The sequence below is a fragment of the Sinorhizobium sp. B11 genome (assembly GCA_039725955.1).
Lineage (GTDB): Bacteria > Pseudomonadota > Alphaproteobacteria > Rhizobiales > Rhizobiaceae > Rhizobium.
Window position 1 is genome coordinate 1,789,120 of record CP091033.1, and the last position, 19,239, is coordinate 1,808,358.

At 58.4% G+C, this 19,239-nt stretch carries 18 protein-coding genes and 1 pseudogene; 9 read left to right on the plus strand and 10 right to left on the minus strand.

The window, feature by feature from the left end; translation table 11 throughout:
* Positions 1–388 precede the first annotated feature (388 nt).
* The 5 genes from LVY75_08095 to LVY75_08115 all read left to right on the plus strand — a co-directional run bounded on the left by LVY75_08095 (position 389) and on the right by LVY75_08115 (position 3,964).
* Complete coding sequence (locus tag LVY75_08095) at positions 389–1,114, plus strand: SDR family oxidoreductase (GenBank protein ID XAZ20088.1); 726 nt, start codon at positions 389–391, stop codon at positions 1,112–1,114.
* On the plus strand, positions 1,108–1,578 hold the full coding sequence (locus LVY75_08100; GenBank protein ID XAZ20089.1) for a RidA family protein: 471 nt from the start codon (positions 1,108–1,110) through the stop codon (positions 1,576–1,578). The genes LVY75_08095 and LVY75_08100 overlap by 7 nt, the downstream gene beginning before the upstream one ends.
* A gap of 35 nt (positions 1,579–1,613) precedes the next feature.
* On the plus strand, positions 1,614–2,603 hold the full coding sequence (locus tag LVY75_08105; GenBank protein XAZ20090.1) for an enoyl-CoA hydratase/isomerase family protein: 990 nt from the start codon (positions 1,614–1,616) through the stop codon (positions 2,601–2,603).
* Between the two features lie 154 nt (positions 2,604–2,757).
* Positions 2,758–3,309 carry a hypothetical protein gene (locus LVY75_08110; GenBank protein XAZ20091.1) on the plus strand — a complete coding sequence of 184 codons (552 nt, stop codon included), beginning with the start codon at positions 2,758–2,760 and terminating at the stop codon, positions 3,307–3,309.
* Positions 3,310–3,328: 19 nt separating this feature from the next.
* A complete protein-coding gene (locus tag LVY75_08115; GenBank protein XAZ20092.1) occupies positions 3,329–3,964 on the plus strand; it encodes a cysteine hydrolase in 636 nt (211 codons plus the stop codon).
* A gap of 61 nt (positions 3,965–4,025) precedes the next feature.
* Here LVY75_08115 and LVY75_08120 read toward each other — a convergent pair.
* Positions 4,026–4,360, minus strand: a pseudogene (locus LVY75_08120) (hypothetical protein).
* A gap of 167 nt (positions 4,361–4,527) precedes the next feature.
* Between LVY75_08120 and LVY75_08125 the strand changes: the two are divergent.
* The gene (locus tag LVY75_08125; protein ID XAZ20093.1) at positions 4,528–5,190 is read left to right on the plus strand and encodes a VOC family protein; all 663 of its coding nucleotides are present in this window, start codon (positions 4,528–4,530) and stop codon (positions 5,188–5,190) included.
* Between the two features lie 225 nt (positions 5,191–5,415).
* On the plus strand, positions 5,416–6,714 hold the full coding sequence (locus tag LVY75_08130; protein ID XAZ20094.1) for an epoxide hydrolase: 1,299 nt from the start codon (positions 5,416–5,418) through the stop codon (positions 6,712–6,714).
* 260 nt (positions 6,715–6,974) lie between these two features.
* On the opposite strand, the gene LVY75_08135 is transcribed toward LVY75_08130, so the two are convergent.
* On the minus strand, positions 6,975–7,670 hold the full coding sequence (locus LVY75_08135) for a GNAT family N-acetyltransferase (GenBank protein XAZ20095.1): 696 nt from the start codon (positions 7,668–7,670) through the stop codon (positions 6,975–6,977).
* Positions 7,671–7,843: 173 nt separating this feature from the next.
* Entirely contained in the window at positions 7,844–10,678 is a 2,835-nt protein-coding gene (locus tag LVY75_08140) for a winged helix-turn-helix domain-containing protein (protein ID XAZ20096.1), read from the minus strand.
* 239 nt (positions 10,679–10,917) lie between these two features.
* On the opposite strand from LVY75_08140, the gene LVY75_08145 reads away from it, so the two are divergent.
* On the plus strand, positions 10,918–11,586 hold the full coding sequence (locus tag LVY75_08145) for a LuxR C-terminal-related transcriptional regulator (protein XAZ20097.1): 669 nt from the start codon (positions 10,918–10,920) through the stop codon (positions 11,584–11,586).
* 374 nt (positions 11,587–11,960) lie between these two features.
* On the opposite strand, the gene LVY75_08150 is transcribed toward LVY75_08145, so the two are convergent.
* The 7 genes from LVY75_08150 to LVY75_08180 all read right to left on the minus strand — a co-directional run bounded on the left by LVY75_08150 (position 11,961) and on the right by LVY75_08180 (position 18,641).
* A complete protein-coding gene (locus LVY75_08150; protein XAZ20098.1) occupies positions 11,961–12,290 on the minus strand; it encodes an MmcQ/YjbR family DNA-binding protein in 330 nt (109 codons plus the stop codon).
* Positions 12,291–12,634: 344 nt separating this feature from the next.
* Positions 12,635–13,024: a monovalent cation/H(+) antiporter subunit G gene (mnhG, locus tag LVY75_08155; protein XAZ20099.1), complete on the minus strand. Its 390-nt coding sequence runs from the start codon at positions 13,022–13,024 to the stop codon at positions 12,635–12,637.
* On the minus strand, positions 13,021–13,302 hold the full coding sequence (locus tag LVY75_08160) for a K+/H+ antiporter subunit F (protein XAZ20100.1): 282 nt from the start codon (positions 13,300–13,302) through the stop codon (positions 13,021–13,023). Before LVY75_08160 ends, mnhG begins: the two co-directional genes overlap by 4 nt.
* Positions 13,299–13,775, minus strand: coding sequence for a Na+/H+ antiporter subunit E (locus LVY75_08165; GenBank protein ID XAZ20101.1), 477 nt, complete (start codon positions 13,773–13,775; stop codon positions 13,299–13,301). The genes LVY75_08160 and LVY75_08165 overlap by 4 nt, the downstream gene beginning before the upstream one ends.
* Positions 13,775–15,406: a monovalent cation/H+ antiporter subunit D gene (locus LVY75_08170; GenBank protein ID XAZ20102.1), complete on the minus strand. Its 1,632-nt coding sequence runs from the start codon at positions 15,404–15,406 to the stop codon at positions 13,775–13,777. Before LVY75_08170 ends, LVY75_08165 begins: the two co-directional genes overlap by 1 nt.
* On the minus strand, positions 15,403–15,738 hold the full coding sequence (locus tag LVY75_08175) for a Na+/H+ antiporter subunit C (GenBank protein ID XAZ20103.1): 336 nt from the start codon (positions 15,736–15,738) through the stop codon (positions 15,403–15,405). The genes LVY75_08170 and LVY75_08175 overlap by 4 nt, the downstream gene beginning before the upstream one ends.
* A complete protein-coding gene (locus LVY75_08180) occupies positions 15,738–18,641 on the minus strand; it encodes a monovalent cation/H+ antiporter subunit A (GenBank protein XAZ20104.1) in 2,904 nt (967 codons plus the stop codon). The genes LVY75_08175 and LVY75_08180 overlap by 1 nt, the downstream gene beginning before the upstream one ends.
* A gap of 144 nt (positions 18,642–18,785) precedes the next feature.
* On the opposite strand from LVY75_08180, the gene LVY75_08185 reads away from it, so the two are divergent.
* The gene (locus LVY75_08185; protein ID XAZ20105.1) at positions 18,786–19,034 is read left to right on the plus strand and encodes a helix-turn-helix domain-containing protein; all 249 of its coding nucleotides are present in this window, start codon (positions 18,786–18,788) and stop codon (positions 19,032–19,034) included.
* The last annotated feature ends 205 nt before the right edge of the window (positions 19,035–19,239 follow it).

A 19,239-nucleotide genomic window follows, 5' to 3' on the forward strand; every position in this document is an offset into this window, starting at 1 on the left:
TACGCCGACCTGCCGGCAGTCGGTCGCCTTGCGGAAGGAGATAACGCCCCTCACACTCAGTGACCGTGCCGACGAAGGCAGCATGCACGGCGATAGTGGCGTAATCCATTGTACGATGGTGTCGGCGCAAACCTATCGCCCTCCATCGCATCTGAGCGACCGCGTCGTGGCGGGTCTATTGCACCTCATATCTGACACCCGATCCAAAGGTATCGGGGACACCTTCGTACAATAGTGAGACGCAGCAATCCGCGAGATGGTGTCGTCACGGCGGCTGGCGACGATCGTTCCTGTCCGCAACAGCAGAGACATGACCTTGAAAATCCTGGCGAGCCCACCGTGCCTCGGCGGGCGAGGAATCCCGTGTGTCCAAAAACGGAGGTGCGAAATGAGCACGCGTAAGACAATCCTGATCACCGGCGCGTCGCAGGGGATCGGGGCCGGACTGGTCAGATCGTTCATCGCGAGAGGCTACAATGTCGTCGGCACATCGCGACGCGCCACTCGGGCATTGTTGGCCGACACGATGGAATACCTGGAACTGGTCGATGGCGACGTGGGCGATCCGGCGACCGCCGAACGCGTGGCCCAACGTGCGATCGAACGCTTCGGATCGATCGACGCGCTGGTGAACAATGCCGGTATCTTTTTCACCAAGCCATTCCTCGAATACACGATCGACGACCTTCGGCAGCTTACCGCGACGAATGTCGAAGGGTTCGTTCATTTCACCAAGCACGCGATCCGGCAAATGCTCCGCCAGGGATCGGGCGGAAGCATCGTCACGATAACGACTTCGCTGACGGACCACCCGATCGCCGGCGTGACCGCGTCGTTCGCCATGATCACCAAGGGCGGCCTGAATGCCGTCACGAAGAGTCTCGCGATGGAGTTCGCCAAGCACAATATCCGGGTGAACGCCGTTGCTCCCGGCATCGTCGACACGCCGATGCATGAAATGGATCCGAAGGACTTTCTGAAGTCTCTCTCGCCAATGGGCACGATCACCGCCGTCCAGGAGATCGTCAACGGCGTCGTCTATCTGACGGAATCGACCAATATCACCGGGGAGGTGCTGCACGTCGACAACGGCGCACATCTTGGAAAATGGTAGTCCCTGGCGCTGACGCACGATTGCTGGAACTTGATATCGAGCTCCCTCCCCCACCAACACCTTTCGGCGCCTATGTCGAGGCGGTCCAGGTCGGCCCGCTTCTCTTCCTCAGCGGAATGCTCCCCGTGATCGGACACGAGGCCATCTACCACGGGCGCATTGGCGAGGGTCTTTCGGTTCTTGAAGGATACGACGCCGCCCGTGCTGCTTGCCTCAGCGGGCTCGCCGCGGCGAAAGCCCACCTGGGGTCGCTGAACAAGATCACCCGTATCGCCAAGCTCGGCGTCTACATCGCATCGCCCGGCGATTTCCAGGAACACCCAAAGGTGGCTGACGGAGCATCCGAGCTTCTGCGGGATGTCTTTGGCGCGTCGTCGGTTCCGCCCCGCATCGTCCTCGGCGTCTCCAGCATTCCGTTGGGAATGCCGGTCGAAATCGAACTCGTGCTCGAGATCGAATCCTAGCGACATCGTTTTAAACAACCTGAATGGAGGTATTCATGAAAGTCAGATCACCCATCTCGACGAGCGCAATGATCGCATCGTCGAAGTTCCTGACGGCTGCGGCAGTGCTCATGCTTCCCGCGCTCGCGCTTTCCGGGCAGACCATGGTCGCGGAGAAGACCGATCGTCCGGCCGACGCCAAGTCACAGCCTGCGAGCGAGAAGCCGCAGATCCGGATCGAGAAGCGCACGCCCGCATATTGGCGTGTCACCTTCGACAATCCGCCTTTCAACATATTCGGGCCGGAGACCATTCCGCAAATGGAGAAGGTCGTCGAGGAGATTGAAGCGGACCCGAATCTCAGGGTCGTCGTCTTCGACAGCGCGGTCCCGGGCTTCTTCCTCACCCACTATAACTTTACGCCGCCGCTCTCCGAATCCACGAGCCTTCCCTATGGGAAGACCGGCCTCCATCCTCTGCCGGACATGCTCGTTCGCATCAGCAAGGCGCCCGTTGTCTCCATCGCCCTCATCCGCGGGCGAGCCACAGGCGTCGGCAGCGAATTGGCGCTCGCCAGCGACATGCGGTTTGCCAGCAAGGAGAATGCAATCCTTTCCCAGTGGGAGGTCGGAGCCGGCTTCGTTCCGGGTGGTGGTCCGATGGCGCGCCTCCCGCGTCTGATGGGCCGCGGCCGTGCGCTCGAAGTGCTTCTCGGGTCTGATGACATCAACGGCGAACTCGCCGAGGAATACGGCTACGTCAATCGTTCGTTCGACGACGATAAGCTCGACCCGTTCGTAGATGCACTCGCCGCCAGGATTTCCGGTTTCGACCGCCAGGCGATCGCCGATACGAAGCGGCTCGTCGATTTCGCGAGCCTCCCGAGCGATCCGGAAATCGGAGCTGGTTGGGACGCCTTCATCCAGTCCGTCCAGCGCCCGGTGGCGCAAAAGAACATCGGCCGCCTGATGGAAATGGGGCTTCAGACGAACCCCGACGTCGAAGCGCGCCTCGGGCACTACACGCAGACTTTGGCCGACAAGTAGGCCGGAGCCGCGCCCGCGCGTCGGAACGGCAGGTCGCGCGGGCGCACATCTCATCCTGCCGTTCGTCCAATCAGAGAAATCGCGCGGCCCCCAGCCGCGGTGATGAAGGCGCGGTCTTCCGCACGAACCACCCAACCAGCCATGGAGACGTCACATGCACAGCATCGAAAACCAGATCGTCGATTCCAGCTTTTCGGCAATCATCAATGCCCCGATCGAACAGGTGGATATTCCGAAGTGGTGCTTCACCCTGCCCGAGAAGGAATACCAGGGATGCTCTCCGGCGCACATTGCCGCGGGCTTCACGACGGCGCCCGACGGCACGCGAATGTCGATCAATGTCGAGACGATCGGCGGAAGCCTGATGGTCCAGCATTACCTCGAAACCCTCGGGGAGAAGGATCATCTCATTCTCGACTCGGATTCCGACGTGTTCACGCCGAATGGCCGCGTGACGATCCACGTCACTTGGGAGCTCAGCGTCAAGAAACTCGACGCAGGTCGATGCGAATTCACAAACCGGGTCAGGTCCTATGCGACGGACGAGATGATGGCTTCGCTCGAACGCCAAGGCATCCCCTTCGATATCTTCCGGACTCAGCGGCAACCGATGTCGATCGCACACAACAAGGGCGAGACACCCCTGTTCGCCGCAAGCATCGAACGGGCGGCGCTGAAAAACGCCGCCTCCACGAAAGCGGCCTGAGCATCCGGAGGAATACCCCATGACCCAACTGACTTTCGACCGGAACAACACCGGTCTGCTGGTGGTTGATCCGTACAACGACTTCATTTCTGAAGGCGGGAAGATCTGGCCAAGGATCAAGGAGGTGGCGGAGGCGAACAACTGCGTACCGCATATGCTCCAGGTGCTGAACGCGGCACGCCAGGCGAAACTTCGCGTCTTCTATGCGATGCATCACCGGTATCGCCCCGGCGACTACGAGAATTGGAAGTTCATCGCTCCTATCCAGCGCGCGGCATGGCATCGCAAGAGCTTCGAGTTCGGCACCTGGGGCGGAGAATTCCGCGCCGAGTTCGTACCGCAGGCAGGTGAAGTCGTCGCCTCCGAACACTGGTGCTCAAGCGGCTTCGCCAACACCGATCTCGATCTCGAACTGAAGCGGCATGGAATCCAGAGGCTCATCGTGATCGGGCTCGTTGCCCATACCTGCATCGAGGCGACGGTCCGCTACGCCGCCGAACTCGGCTACGACGTGACCGTCGTCAAGGACGCAGTCGCCGACTACTCGCATGAGATGATGCACGCCGCTCTGGAGATCAACATGCCGAGCTACGCAAGCGCCATCGTCGATACGAACGAGATCCTTTCGGCACTGTCGGTAGCTCAGGCTGCCTGATCCTGAGGGGCAACAAAAAACCCGGCGGACCATAAGGGTCGGCCGGGGTTTTCCTTGTCATTTACGTGACCTCTGGAGCAATGGAGAGTTGTGGAGCCCGTCCCTGAACTCCGCTCATAACCCTTCGAGCTTCAGTCGCTTTGGCGCCCATAGTGGCCTTTGCCCACCAGACCAGCTCATCGAGCGCAATCTTGGCCGATGACAGGAGATTTGCTTCGATCTCCTGGATTGGTTCGTTGCCGCCCATAGGGAACATCGCAAAGAAATCGCCGATGTGAACGGCTGTGCGCGTGGAAACCATCTGCAGTTCCACGCCGATACCCCTGAGATGTTCGAGCGCGCGCGACCCGCCAGTGCTGCCATATGCGTGGCGGTGAACGGCTTGCGGTTCCACTCCGTTCCTGGAACCCGTTGAACAAAGGTATCGTCGATACCTTGGAAGGAGCTTTCCGGCCTATCCCAGATTGGAACCAACACCATGGGACAATGGACGCGACCGGTGCGCCAGAGCATCGTCACGCCCGCTGCGGACGGTCCGCAGAGATCACATAGAGGGAAAGCAAATGACCATTCAGGAGCACAACACGCAGCCTGCCACCGCCGCCAATGACATTGACATGAAACTCGAGGTAGTCGTGATACCGGTCTCCGACGTCGATCGCGCAAAGTCCTTCTACACGGGCCTTGGGTGGAGGCTAGACGCCGACGTCTCCGGCGCGGACGGCTTCAGGGTCGTCCAGGTAACGCCTCGCGGATCGCCTTGCTCGGTCATCTTCGGTAGTAACGTTACTGCGGCCGTCCCGGGATCGGCGCAAGGCCTGCACCTCATCGTCTCGGATATCGAGATGGCCCATGCGGCCCTTGCCGCTCACGGCGTTGAAATGAGCGATGTCTTCCATGATGCAGGTGGAGTGTTTCACCACAAGGGCACAGACCGGCGGCTCCACGGCCCCCACCCGTCTCGTGCCAGCTATGGCTCATTCGCCTCGTTCACGGATCCGGACGGTAACGGATGGCTCTTTCAGGAAGTTACCACAAGACTACCGGGCCGGGTCGAAGCTGCAACATTCAGCTCCGCCGCCGATCTTGCGAACGCCCTTCGTCGCGCCGCCGAAGCGCATGGCGAACATGAAAAAAGCACGGGCGGGAAACATGACGAGGCATGGCCGGACTGGTATGCCGAATACATGGTGAGCGAACAGTCGGGGAGCACTCTCCCGACCTGACCGTCGATGCGCGGTCGAGCAGACTGAGTCCAGTTGAGACGACCCTGTCGCGCTGAGTTTTTCATTCGGCGCGAAGTATAGCCCGTAGAAGGGGTTCTGAGAACCTTGCCCGGTCATGCGAGCGGCGAGCTACATACGAAGATATCGGCGATACCATGGTGCAATAGGTCAAACGCGCTTTCAGTGTCAACTTCCTCCACATCAACCCACACATAGGAGGATACCATGTCCCGCATACAGACTGAGCTCACACGTCGAAAGCTTCTTGCCGCAGCCGCTACTGCGGCGGCGGTCGGGATGCTTCCGGGCACGCCGGCCGCTTCGGCACCGAGCGCCGACATAAGGCAATTCAAGTTTTCCGCGACCGACGAGCAGCTTAAGGATCTGCACCGGCGCGTTGCCGCAACCCGCTGGCCGGACCGTGAGACAGTCTCCGACGATACGCAGGGCGTGCGGCTCGACACGATCCAGAAAGTCGCCAAATACTGGCGGGCGCATGACTGGCGCAAGGTCGAGGCACGGCTGAACTCCTTCCCGCAGTTCATGACCGAGATCGACGGGCTGGACATTCACTTCATCCATGTGAAGTCCAAGCATGAAAAGGCGTTGCCCATCATCATCACGCATGGCTGGCCGGGTTCGATCATCGAGCAGATGAAGATCATCAAGCCGCTGACCGACCCTACCGCCTTTGGCGGCACCGAGGCCGATGCCTTTGATGTCGTCATTCCCTCGCTGCCGGGCTACGGCTTCTCGGGCAAGCCGAAGGAAGCGGGCTGGAACCCGCCGCGCATCGCCAAGGCCTGGGCCGTGCTGATGCAGCGCCTCGGTTATACCAAATACGTCGCCCAGGGCGGCGACTGGGGCAATGCGGTGACCGAGCTCATGGCGGTGCAGGAGCCTGCCGGCCTTATCGGCATCCATACCAACATGGCAGCCACCGTGCCTGCCGACATCGCCAAGCTGCTGTCAGCAGGGGCGCCGGCGCCGGCAGATCTCACGGCCGATGAAAAACGCGCCTATGAGCAGCTCGACGATTTCTACAAGAACGGCCTCGGTTATGCGATCGAGATGAACAATCGGCCGCAGACGCTTTACGGCATCGTGGATTCGCCTGTTGGCCTCGCCTCGTGGATGCTCGACCACGACATCCGGAGCTACCGAATGATCGCCCGATCCTTCAACGGAGAAAAGGAAGGTCTGACGCCTGACGATGTCCTCGACAATGTCACGCTTTACTGGCTGACCAACACGGCGATCTCGTCTGCGCGGCTCTATTGGGACAATGCGCATTTCCCCTCCGGCGGCTTCTTCGATCCGCGCGGCATCAAGATACCGGTGGCCGTCAGCGCCTTCCCGGACGAGATCTACCAGGCGCCGCAGAGCTGGGCCGAAAAGGCCTATCCGAAGCTCATCCACTACAACAGGCCGGCCAAGGGCGGGCATTTCGCCGCCTGGGAACAGCCGGAGCTGTTTACCGAGGAGCTGCGCGCCTCCTTCAAGTCGCTGCGCGACCAGATTTGAAAACGATCAAAACGACACCTGTCCGCTTTATTGGCAGTGTCCAAACCGGGTTGCCGCTTTTGGCGGCTGCCCGCTCTCTCGCGGAAATTCGAATCGCGTCGTGTACGTGATGCTACCGGAGGGCACCAGGCTTCACCGGCGCCCGTCCTGCAATCAGTAGAAGCCTAAAAGCCCACCGACCCTGGGGTTGATCGTCACGAAAGAATGCCACGGCGTTTGCGTTTTTTTGCCTTCCTAGCATCCACGATCACTTGCAGATCCTAAGCTTCTTGAGAGCTTTGCCCGGACAACTCCGCGCGGATATCCTCCAGCCGACGCAATTGCCTTCCTTCTGCTCCAAAATTGTCAGGAGAGAGCCAATCCTCGAATGCAGCCTTGAGCGTAGGCCACTCATTGTCGAGCATCGAAAACCAGGCAGTATCGCGATTGCGCTGCTTCGAGATCATATGCTGGCGGAAAACGCCTTCGAAACTGAAGCCATAGCGCGCGGCCGTCGTTTTGCTCGGCTCGTTTTTGTTGTCACACTTCCACTCGTAACGGCGGTATCCAAGGACTTCAAATACGTGCTTTGCCAGAAGATAGTGCACTTCGGTGGAAAGCGGGGAGCGCTTCATTCCAGCTCCATGGGCGACGCCCCCTATTTCGACCACGCCGTTTGACGGGTCAGCGCGCATGAAACTCGCCATCCCCACGATTTCACCTGTAATGTTGCTGCGGAAGATATGTGTCAGCCAGCCATTATTCTTGACCTCCTTCAGCCACCTGCCGAAATCGTCGATTCCGCCAAAATCGTCCTGGACAAAATACAGGAGCAGAGGGTTTATCCCCATCCCTCCCAGTCCATCCCACAATTTCTGAAGATGCAGGTCGTGAACATAAGGTTCAACCGTGCCGTGGCGACCCTTCAGTGTCACATAGTCAGGCGGGGCAACTTTATAATCGTGGAGATTCCGCATCGAGATTACTCCTGAAAGCTATATTGGCGAGCCGCCTTTGCGCGGCAAGCTGGCCTCGCATCGGTCCGTCGCCGAATTGATTGTGAGCAGCGCGTGCTGCAAACTCGCCGTCATCTTGCGGGAAATTGTCGCCTCGTAAATAGAAGACTCGGCGTCAAAATTTCGACCGAGCACTAGACGTCACCGGCTATCAATGCCTTCGCGCGCAACAGTCGCGGTGCGGTAAGGCCTTCCGTGAAACGTTCGTAAATGGGCAGGAGGATCTTCCGGGCCGAGCGACGTTCGCCGAGACCGGCAAGGTGTTCGACTAGGCTGATACCGGCCGTCAGCTCCCAATATAAACCGCCCTGGGCGGAAGCTTTCTGGCTGGCCTCTTCAAATAAATCCATCTGCAGACCTGCACCGGTTCGTTGTGTCACGACAATCTCGGCTTTTCTGCGCAGCAATTCGGGGACCATCCAGTGATAACCCTTCTCGGATGAAAACTTCAATGCCTCATGAATCTGATTGAAGCCCTCATCCGAACGCCCTGATCCGTGTAACGCGGCTGCGAGTTCAGACATGAAAAAGGGGTAGAAGAGCAAGTATGTCGTCTCACGCATTTCGCGAAGTCCCGCACACAAGTCGGCGATACCGTCCGCGGGCGAACCCGAACGTGACGCCAGAGTGCCACGCACGCACACACCAACAGCGTGAAATGGTCTGAGATTGTGCTGCACCGCATGCTCGATCAGTTCTTCGCCCCATTCTTTGGCTTGAACAAAATTTTCGAGGTTCAGGGATAGGAAAGCGGAAGCCCAGGCCAAAGCGACACAAGAGACAAAGGGTTGTCTCGTCGAGCGCGCTTCAAGGATTGAATCCTGCGCTGTTCTCAAGGCAGTGTCGAGTTGGCCCCGCGATATCATGTTGACCGTGTTATGGGCCATGGAAGACGTTCGAATGTCTGCACCGAGCCTCAGCATGTCTCGGCGACGATTGTTGGAAGACGAATGTCGGGCAGCCCAATCGAGCCTGGCCTGCGCCTCCAAGTGCTCGGCTTGATAGGTTTGAGGGATGCCTATCAACCAGGCTGCTGTTGCCCTTTCGTCCTGGCCACTGGCTCCCCGCTCATATTCGCGCGCATAGAAAAGGGCATCGTCTAACTCCATCGAACGGGCGCAAAAAAGCCAGAGGGCACAAGTTACGCGTTGCAGGTAGTCGCGATCATCCAGCGCTCTCGCAATCGACAACGCCCGGATCAGCACATCCTTTCCTCGTTCGCTCATCCCTTCTGTATAAATCAGCGCAAATCCAAGGGCGCATTGAAGGACCATTTCTGATCGGCTGCCTTCTGTGCGTTCAAGGTAAGGGAGAGCCTTCTGTGCCCATTCACCGGATTCGGACACAAGACCGAGGGCGATCCAGAAATCCGATGCAACGGCTGCTAGTTTGGCTCCCGACGTCCCGTCACCACCGGGTGAAAATGCCCAGTTCAAAGTTGCCCGCAGGTTGTCGATCTCCCGTCTAAAGGGGCCAAGATGTTCGATCGCTGCGTGTAGCGAACTCTCGTTTGAAAATGGCTGGAAGAACGATGCGAAAAACGCCACGCATCGCCGCATCGTCACGTGATAGTCGGCGCCCGTTCCCAGCTTCTCGAGGGAGTAGACCCTTACGGTCTCCAGCAAACGCCATCGAGGCGCAGCGCCCGTTCCTTCGAAGGTGACCAGTGATTTCGAGACGAGATTTGAAAGCCCGGAAGCAGCTTCACCTTCTTGCTGTCCGCTCGCCGCTGTGGCAGCTTCCAACGTGAAACCTGAGGGAAAGACGGCGAGCTGGCGAAGGAGGAAGCGTTCACCTTCCGGCAACAGCTCATAACTCCAGTCGAGTGCGGCTCGCAGGGTACGATGTCGGGGCAGCGCCGTTCGTCGTCCGCCGGTCAGGAGGACGAAACGATCATCCAGACGACCGGCAATCTGTTGAAGGCCCAAAGTGGCCGCACGTGCAGCTGCAAACTCTATGGCCAAGGGAATTCCATCGAGATGCCGGCAAATACCCGCAATCACCGAGATCTTTTCCCTGGTCACGTTAAAATCAGATTGCAGCGCCCGGGTTCGAGCGATGAATAACTGGATTGCGCTGTGTTGAAGCAGATCGGCTTCTTGTTCCTTGGCCGGCACTTCCAGCGGCGGCACTCTGTATGCGAATTCGCCTTCGATGCGCAGAATTTCTCGGCTGGTCGCGAGCACGGATACGTTCTGACAAGCACGCAGGATCGCCTCCACCATCTCGGCGGCGGCGTCGACGACGTGTTCGCAATTGTCGATCACGAGCAACATCCTCCGGCTGCCTATGGCTCTTGCCACGATCTCGGTCGAGATGTCGTCGCCCTGGAGGCGCAGGTCGAGGGCCTGGGCGAGAGTTGTCGGAACCAGATGGGGATCGGACAGAGACACGAGCTCGACAAAATACGCATCACCGCCGATCGACGGCTGGAGATGGCGGGCAACCTCGGACGCCAGCACGGTCTTACCAATTCCACCCGGTCCCGTCAGAGTTACAACACGATAGGCCGACATGAGTGTGTGAATCTGCGAAACCGAGGCCTGACGACCTATGAGTTCAGACGCTGCTGAAGGGATGTTTGAGACAAAGTCGCCTCGTTCGCCCACCTGCTTTCGAGGCGCAGGCACCGGTTCGGCATATTGCGACTCGGGCTCGACCCATTCCCCGAGCAACCGATAACCCCGACCGGAGACGGTGCGCAGCAATTCGCGATCCTTTCCCAGCGCCCGCCGGATCGCTGAGATATGGACCTGCAAGGTATTGTCCTCAACCGCAAGTCCTGGCCAGACGCGCTTCATCAGGTCGACTTTAGTGACCATCCCACCCGAGGACAGCGCAAGGGTTTCCAAGATATCGAAAGCTCTACTGCCGAGCGGGACCGGAGCGCCCATGGCGCGCAACTCCCGTTTCTCGAGATCAAGCTCCCATCCGGAGTACTCGAAGCGGCCAATCTCAATCTGTCCCAATGCCAGCCAATTCTATCCGTTTCAAATCGTAGTGATAAAACCATAGAGGGGGAGATTGAGCCAACCATTGTTCCGCAACCCGCGGGAGAATATTTCAGTTTTTTTCAGGTTCTATCACGCCACTTAAGTCGCAGCAGGCGGGCTGTTCGTCTAAAACGACTACAGAAGCCCTTTATCAAAACGTCTACCTCAAGTCTTGCATCGCAACAGCGCGAACATAATCGGCGTGGGAGAATGACATGTACTATACTCGACACCTTACCTCCTCCGTAAAGCATCAGAACAGACCGACCAGCGACCCGCTGGTGGCGATCCTGAGCAATGCCTCCGACGTCTGTACGGCCCTGCTCGGAGATTTTTCTCAGTCTGGGTGGCAGCCAGAATTCTATCACTCGGCGGATAGCTTTCTCAGATTGGTGCAGGTCGGCACGCATGCCTGCATCGTCGTTGATACGACAACCGCAGAACTGACAGTTTCAGATCTCACGGATCTTATCTGTTCGCGTGCTTCGTATTGCCCCGTCATCGTGCTGACTGCAGGGGCCAGTGGGGCGATGACTGTTGCAACCAACAAATTCCGTGTGACATTCATGGCCAAGTCTGTTGATCGCCTCAATCTTCTGGAGGAGATCGAGGCAGCCGTAAGTGCGGTGAAAGACGCCAGCCGTCTGGAAGCGTATTTTCTGTCGCTTACGCCTCGGGAACGTCAGGTAATGAAATTTGTGGCTGAGGGCCTGTTGAACAAGCAGGTGGCGTTCAAGCTGAATATCAGCGAGATAACTGTAAAGGCGCATCGAGGACAAGTCATGAGGAAAATGAGAGCAAGGTCTCTCCCCGACCTGGTCAACATGGCAGCGAAGCTGGGACCGAACACCGAACCTCTTCCCAACTGTGCTGCAGCACTCTGAAAAGCGGAATGGGCTGGCGGACGACGACAGACGGTTGCGTTGACAGGTCTACACAACCTTTTACGAAGACTTCTTTGAAAAATTGCACTGTAGTTGCTATTGGCCTAGCGCGTTCGGCTCGGCGCCGACGGGCGGCGCGGCTCGAGGCTGCTCGGCGACGCCCTAGCGCTTTCAGACAAGTATAGAAGCTGCCAGCTGTCTCTCGATCCGGGTTCTCGCTTGCTGAGAGCGACGGATTACCACCTTCTCGTCGTCGCCGTTGATCAGTGGCGTCTTGGGGCGATCAAGGCCGGTGTCCGTCTCCCGGCTTCGGCGTTCAAAAGATTTGAAGGACCGCGTCGGAGTTCGTCTGGCTGTTTTAGCGTTGCCGGCATTCATTTTCGCGCCGGTTTATGAGCTTTCTGCCCATGCGCCCAGGCCGTCCGTAGCGCGTTGTTGAGGTCGTCTTCGCTAAGGCCCGACAGAATACCTACAGTCCATCCCTTCTTGCCCCAGGCATTAGGAATGGGAGAAAAAACCTCCGGCAGTATCATGCATTTCAACGCCTGCTCATCCGGCGTGAAGTGGAAGTTGGCCGTCAAGCGATCGGCCGCAATTGTCGCGTAGATTCGCGCCACTTTGAAAGCGGCTCGATCAAAATGTGGCACCTCGGTCGTGCCTTCCAGCAACAAAGCCAAGCGCCGTAAATCCTTCTCGCTCGCCATTGCGTCCTCTTGTGGCTGATCGGACCGAGAGCACTTTATAACAGCTCCTCGGTGCCGAGACACATCGAGCCGGCTGGCTTGGTCAACATCATGCAGATAAAATTGAAGCATGGAGGATCAGGTTGGCGAGGTACGTTGCCCGATGGTAGAGCAGTGGTTGTTAGACATTATAGTGGTGAAAACCTTAAATGGATCTGACCTGCCCGAGAAGGTCGCCTATCTCCGACCTAGCCAACGTTTCGCCCAATAGTCCTCTGTATCAACGAGGACGGCTCAGCGGTGCCGCAGCCGTCAATGCGCATGAAAAATCGCGCTTATGGCTATGAGCGTGGGGCCGAGGAGGTTCAAGTCTCTCCGTTGCTGCCTTGTTTTCTTGCAGCAACGTGGTCGATCTGTTTTGGCGGCGCCCTTTCATCATTCTCGACACGATCACGGTAAAGAGCAGCGCGCGCAAGCATCATCAGAGTAACCGGCGTCGTCGCCGTTACAAAAATCCCGATGAGGATCTCGTGAATCTCAAGTCGTCCTGAACCGACTGAGAAGAAGATCATCGAGGCGAGCATGATCCCGCCGATCCCCCAACTGGTTGCGAGCGTTGGCGCGTGAATACGTTCATAAAATGTTGGGAGGCGCAGGAAGCCTATCGCTCCGATCAATGCCAGGGAAGCGCCACCGAGAAGAAAGAAGGCGACAAGGATGGCCGCCCACAACGGGATATCTGCAGCCGCAGTCATTCTATCACCTCACCCCGCATCAAAAACTTGGCCAGCGCGACGGAGGAGACAAATCCCAAAATCCCGATCACCAATGCCGCTTCGAAATAGAGGACGCGACCCGTGCCGACGCCAAAAGTCACAAGCAACAGCATGGCGTTGATGTAAAAGGTGTCGAGACCGATAATCCGATCTTGCGCGCGGGGCCCGATGACCATGCGCACCGAAACAATCGCCATCGACGCGACCAGCATCAACTGAGCGATCGAAACAGCGCTGAACAAGATAATTGCGCTCACGCGAAGATCTCCATCAGCAGTTTCTCATATCGATTTTTGATCGTGTCTCGCCACACGGTCTCGTTCTGCAGATCGAGGATGTGAAGAAGAACGGAATTCTCGTTGGAATCGTATTCGAGCCAGGCAGATCCGGGTGTGCTTGTCAGGATCACGGCAAGAACGGCCAACGCGAACGGGCTTCTCATTTCGAGATGAATGGTCAGAAATCCCGGATCGTGCCGGCGCGAACCGCTCCGGATAATAATGCCCGCGACCGCAATGTTGGATTTGAGGATGTCGTAGAGTACGACGAAAAAAAGTTTGGGCAGCAGGTACCACTTCACCAATCGCGGCTTTTGCGGACGCAACGACGCCATCGCCCAACTGGCGAACACGGCGACGAAGATACCCAGAATAAGATGACCGACCGTGAAGCCGTTGAGCAACAGCCACATCACGAGCAGCGACAGCGAAAGAACGGGATAAGGCAGCATCAGTTGCTCTCCGTTCCCGGCGCGGCCGGGCCCTGATAGCCCGGGACCTGTACCGCGTTGTGGACCGCATCGATATAGTTTGCAGGCTTGCTCAGCGTGCGAATGGTTAAGTCCATATATTGCAGGACCGGTCCCGCTTGCACGGTCAAGGCAAGAGTGAGCGCCAGCAAAAACAGCACGGGGACGATCTCGATCACGAGGACACGCGGAACTGTGCCTTCGATCGAGCTCCAGAAGGTGCGAATGCCGGCGCGCGTCATGGAAATCAGCGCCGCGATACCGGAGAGGATGACGAGCACGATCAGTGTCCAGATTGCCGCCGTCGGCGGCACCCCGATCGCACCCGTGCCCATCATTGCCGACAGCATTGCAAATTTGGCTATGAAACCGGAAAGCGGCGGCAGACCGGACAGCAGGATCCCGCAGGCAGCAAAGCAAATGCCCAGTATCGCCATCGTCCCGGGCATGGTGACGCCCTCTTCTTCATCGGCGGTTTGCTCGTCGGCGTCTCCGTAGGCTTCCATCGTTACCGCAAGGACGTTGGCGCCGGCGTCCTGTCCGCGCTCGACAAGTTCGATCAGCATGAAAAAGGCACTGATCGTCAATGTCGAACTGACGAGATAAAGGAGCGCACCGGATGATACGGCACCGTCATTGATGCCGAGGACCATCAACAGGGTGCCCGACGAGACGAGTACGGAAAACCCCGCAAGCCGGCCGAGCGCCTGGGATGCCAGTACACCGATCGTCCCGAAGACAAGCGTCGCCACACCACCGTATAAGAGCACGTTGGCGCCAAATCCGGCCAGCGGCCCCTCTCCGAACAGAAGCATCGTCAGGCGCAGGATTATGTAAATCCCGAGCTTGCTCATGATGGCAAACATTCCAGCCACTGGAGCTGATGCCGCACTATATGCTGTCGGCAGCCAGAAGCAGAGCGGCCACATCCCCGCCTTGATGAGGAAGACTACGCCCAAGATCGCCGCTCCTGCCTCCATGAGCATACGGCGATCGCGCTCCATTTCGGGAATGCGCGCTGCAAGGTCCGCCATATTGAGGGTCCCGGCCGTGCCGTAAATCAGACTCACACCGATGAGGAACAACAGGGCTGCGACCAGATTGACGGCGATGTAGTGCAGGCCCGCCTTGACCCGAAGCGGACCGGAACCATGCAGGAGCAGACCATAGGACGCCGCCAGCATGATCTCAAAAAACACGAATAAATTGAACAGATCACCGGTGAGGAAGGCACCGTTGACGCCGACCAACAGGATCTGGAACATGCTGTGGAAATGCGCGCCGACCGCATGCCAGCGAGCGAGCGAGAAGATCAGCGCAGGAACGGCCAGCAACGCCGTCAACAGCAGCATCAGCGCCGACAGTCCGTCAAGTACCAGGACGATACCGAAAGGGGCCGCCCAGTTACCGAGCAGATAGATGCCGTCGAAGGCGTTTGGGCCGCTTTCAATGCGAAACAGGCAGATGGCGATGGCCGTCAGAACCAAAGTCGATGCAAGACTGATCATCGCCTTGGCCAATCGTTGACGCTCGTCCACGAGCAGCAACAATGCGCTGGCGACCAGTGGTACGAGTACCGGAGCAATGATCAGATGGTGGGCCCAGGCATTCATCGCGGCTCATTTCTCCCGTCGACATGGTCGCTGCCCGTCAGACCGCGCGACGCCAGGAGTACGACCAGAAACAAGGCGGTTGTCGCAAAGCCGATGACGATGGCGGTCAGAACCAGAGCCTGTGGAACCGGATCGGCCAGAGGGCCCGCCGCATCGTCAGTAAGAATAGGCGGGACGTTTGCCTTGACGCCGCCGACCCCGAAGATGAACAGGTTGACCGCGTACGAGAGCAGTGAAAGGCCGATGATCACCTGGTAGGTTCGCGGGCGCAGGATAAGCCAGACACCACAACTGGTCATCACCCCTATGGCAATCGACAGGATCAGTTCCATCACGCCTCCTCCGATTTCGCCGCATCGATCATCCGCAGCCGGTTGATGCGCAAGGATTGGTGTGCGAGTGCGACAAGGATGAGCACCGTCGATCCGACGACAAGACAGAAGACACCCAGATCAAAGAGCAGCGCAGTGGCCGCGGGCACTTTTCCGATCAGCGGCAGATCGACGTAGCGGGAGTGCGAAGTCAGGAACGGATAACCAAGGAACCAAGCCCCGACCCCGGTTGCAACGGCGGTCAGCAGTCCCGCGCCCATCCAGCGGAGCGGCAGGATGCGGATGCGATCCTCTGCCCAGCGTGTTCCTCCCGCCAGATACTGCAGCAGGAAGGCGATCGACATCGTCAGTCCCGCCGAAAAGCCGCCGCCCGGCAAATCGTGTCCGCGGATGAAGAGGTAGACTGAGAAGGTGATGATGACTGGAAAAAGCCACTGCATGATGACCGATGGCACCAGCAGATAGTCGCGGACGGTATCGCCGGCAGACCGCTCGGGACGCTCCTCGTCAAAGCGGTTTTGCGCTTGCTGCTGCTCTGGTGCCCTCATGCTGTCTTCGGCAGGCCGGAAACGGCGCAACAGCCCGTAGACGGTGAGCGCAACGACACCGAGAACGGCGATCTCTCCCAACGTATCGAAACCGCGGAAATCCACCAGAATGACATTGACGACGTTGCGGCCACCGCCCTCGGAATAAGCATTTTCCAAAAAGTAGTTGGCAATCGCGTCCGGCACCGGCGTCGTCATCACGGCATAGGCGACGAAGGACATGGCGACGCCGCAGAGAACGGCCAGTGCAAGGTCGCGAAACCGGCGAAACCGTGCTCTCAACGTCATCGCCTCGCCAAAACCCTCAGACCGTTTGGGCAGCCAGCGCAGGCCGAGAAGGATCAGGACGGTCGTGACGATTTCGACGAGCAACTGGGTGATTGCGAGATCGGGCGCCGAAAGCCATATGAACGTGATGCAGACGACGAGACCGACACCGCCGAGCATCACCAGTGCGGCCAGGCGGTGGTATTTCGCCGTATAGGCTGTGCCAAGCGCAAGGCACACGCCGATGATCCAGATCGCCGTGAAGGCGGGATCGACGCTCGCGTAGGTAACCGGCCGGCTTTCGAAGCCACTCAGATAAAGCGGCAACGTGCCTGCGGCAAAACCAGTCACGATCAGCCAGCGCAGCTGGGGTTGCAGCTTGCGTGTGCCCAGGCGCCCCTCGGCGAGACGCGCCCATCGCCAGGATAGTTCGACAATTACGCGCTCGAAGACCCGTTGCCCCTTGAGCCTGCGAAACAGCGGCGGACCGTCATCGCAACGACTGAGGTAATCCTTCAGCAAAAAATAGATGAGCGCGCCACCGACAAGAGCGATCGCGCTCATTGCGAGCGGAAGGTTGACGCCATGCCAGATCGCCAGGCTGTATTCCGGAGTAGCAGTCCCGAGCACGCTGACTACGGCGCTGTGAAGAAACGGACCAATCGATATAGCCGGAATGATGCCCACGATCAGGCAGACGATGACGAGGAACTCGACCGGAAACCGCATCCATCTGGGTGGCTCGTGTGGACGGTTGACCGGCAGATCGGTCGGCGGCGGACCAAAGAAAACCGTGTGAATGAACCGCAGCGAATAGGCCACGCTGAAGGCGCCGGCGAGGGTCGCGACATAGGGAAGAATACGGTCGAGGATCGAATCGGCATGGGTCTCCACCGCCTCGGCAAAGAACATTTCCTTGGACAGGAACCCGTTGAGGAGTGGCACGCCAGCCATTGCGGCACTTGCCACGATCGCCAAGGTCGCTGTGAACGGCATGAAGCGGAAGAGACCGCTGAGCTTGCGCATGTCGCGTGTGCCGGTCTCGTGATCTATGATGCCCGCTGCCATGAAGAGCGACGCCTTGAAGGTCGCGTGATTGAGCATATGGAAGATGGCCGCCACGGTCGCCAATGGGCTGCCGAGGCTCAGCAGTGTCACGATCAATCCAAGATGGCTGATGGTCGAATAGGCCAGGAGGCCTTTCAAGTCGCGCTGGAACAGCGCAAAATATGCGCCCAGCAGCAGGGTTAAGATCCCGGCGACGCCGACGATCCAGAACCATTCGTACGTCCCCGAAAGCACCGGCCAGAAACGCACCAACAGGAACACACCGGCTTTGACCATGGTCGCCGAGTGAAGGAAGGCCGAAACCGGCGTCGGGGCGGCCATGGCGTTGGGAAGCCAAAAATGGAAAGGAAACTGCGCGCTCTTCGTCAAAGCGCCTAGCAATATGAAAATCAGCGTTGGCAGATAGAGAGGATGACTGCGAACGATGTCGCCGGAATCGAGGATCTTGTCGACGTCATAGCTGCCGACCACGTTGCCGAGCAGAATGAAGCCGATCAACAAGCAAAAGCCGCCAATCCCGGTAATCGTGAGTGCCATTCTGGCGCCATCGCGCGCATTGGCATTGTTATGCCAATAGCTGATGAGCAAGAACGAGAAGATGCTGGTCAGTTCCCAGAACACGGACAGCAGGATCACATTGCCTGAGACGACAATGCCGAGCATGGCCCCCATGAAAGCAAGAAGGAACGAGAAGAACCGTGGAACCGGATCCTCCTCGGACATGTAGTAGCGCGCATAAAGCACGACGAGAAGGCCGATTGCGGTGACAAGCATGGTGAAAATCCATGCAAAACCATCCATGCGCAACGCGAAGTCCAGGCCAAACTGCGGCAGCCATTCCGCCCGAAACCGCACCACCCCGCCGTCCGCCACCGCCGGATAAAAGCTTCCCGTGAGCAGCAACAAAGCGGTGACGATGATAGCTGCCAGACCTGCAGGCAGCCGTGGCGAAGTCGTCTTGAGTAAGAAAATGGAGAGGAGGCTTCCGACGAAAGGCAGAAGCAGCAGAACGAGAAGCAAAAATGGTTCGGCTGTTATCCCAACGCCTCAATCCTCCAAAAAATCGGTACCCATCGCTTGGGGCAACAGTTCAACTGCCGTCTAGCAATCGGGGCTTTGTTGCTCTATATGGCTTATATCAACCAATATGGGCGACTCTAAGCGATGGGTCAAGCAAGCGGGACAACGATTTTGACACCGGAGCTGTGCCGCGCTGCACGCGGTCTCCTGGACTGGACACAAACGGACCTTGCCGAACGCGCAGGCGTATCGCGCAGCACCATCAGAGACTTTGAAGGTGGCCGGCATGATGTCCATCGCGCTACCGCAGCGCAGTTGCGCCTTGCGCTCGAAGTCGGAGGGGCGGTTTTCATTCCCGTCGAGGGCGGCAAGATAGGGTTGTGCACCGGCTGACATCGCTGGGGAAGTGCAGACCGGACATTTCCTTTGTCTATTGGGCAGGAGTTGCAACGGAAGGCCCAACAGCTTGGCAAGCCTGCTAGCCTTGATGTTTTTGAGGGCGGCGCACACGACTTTTTCCTGAGATCAGGGACGCGGAACGCTGACAAAGCTCACCAGAGTGCCGCCGAATTTCTGTCGTCGACTTTGTTGCGGCGAT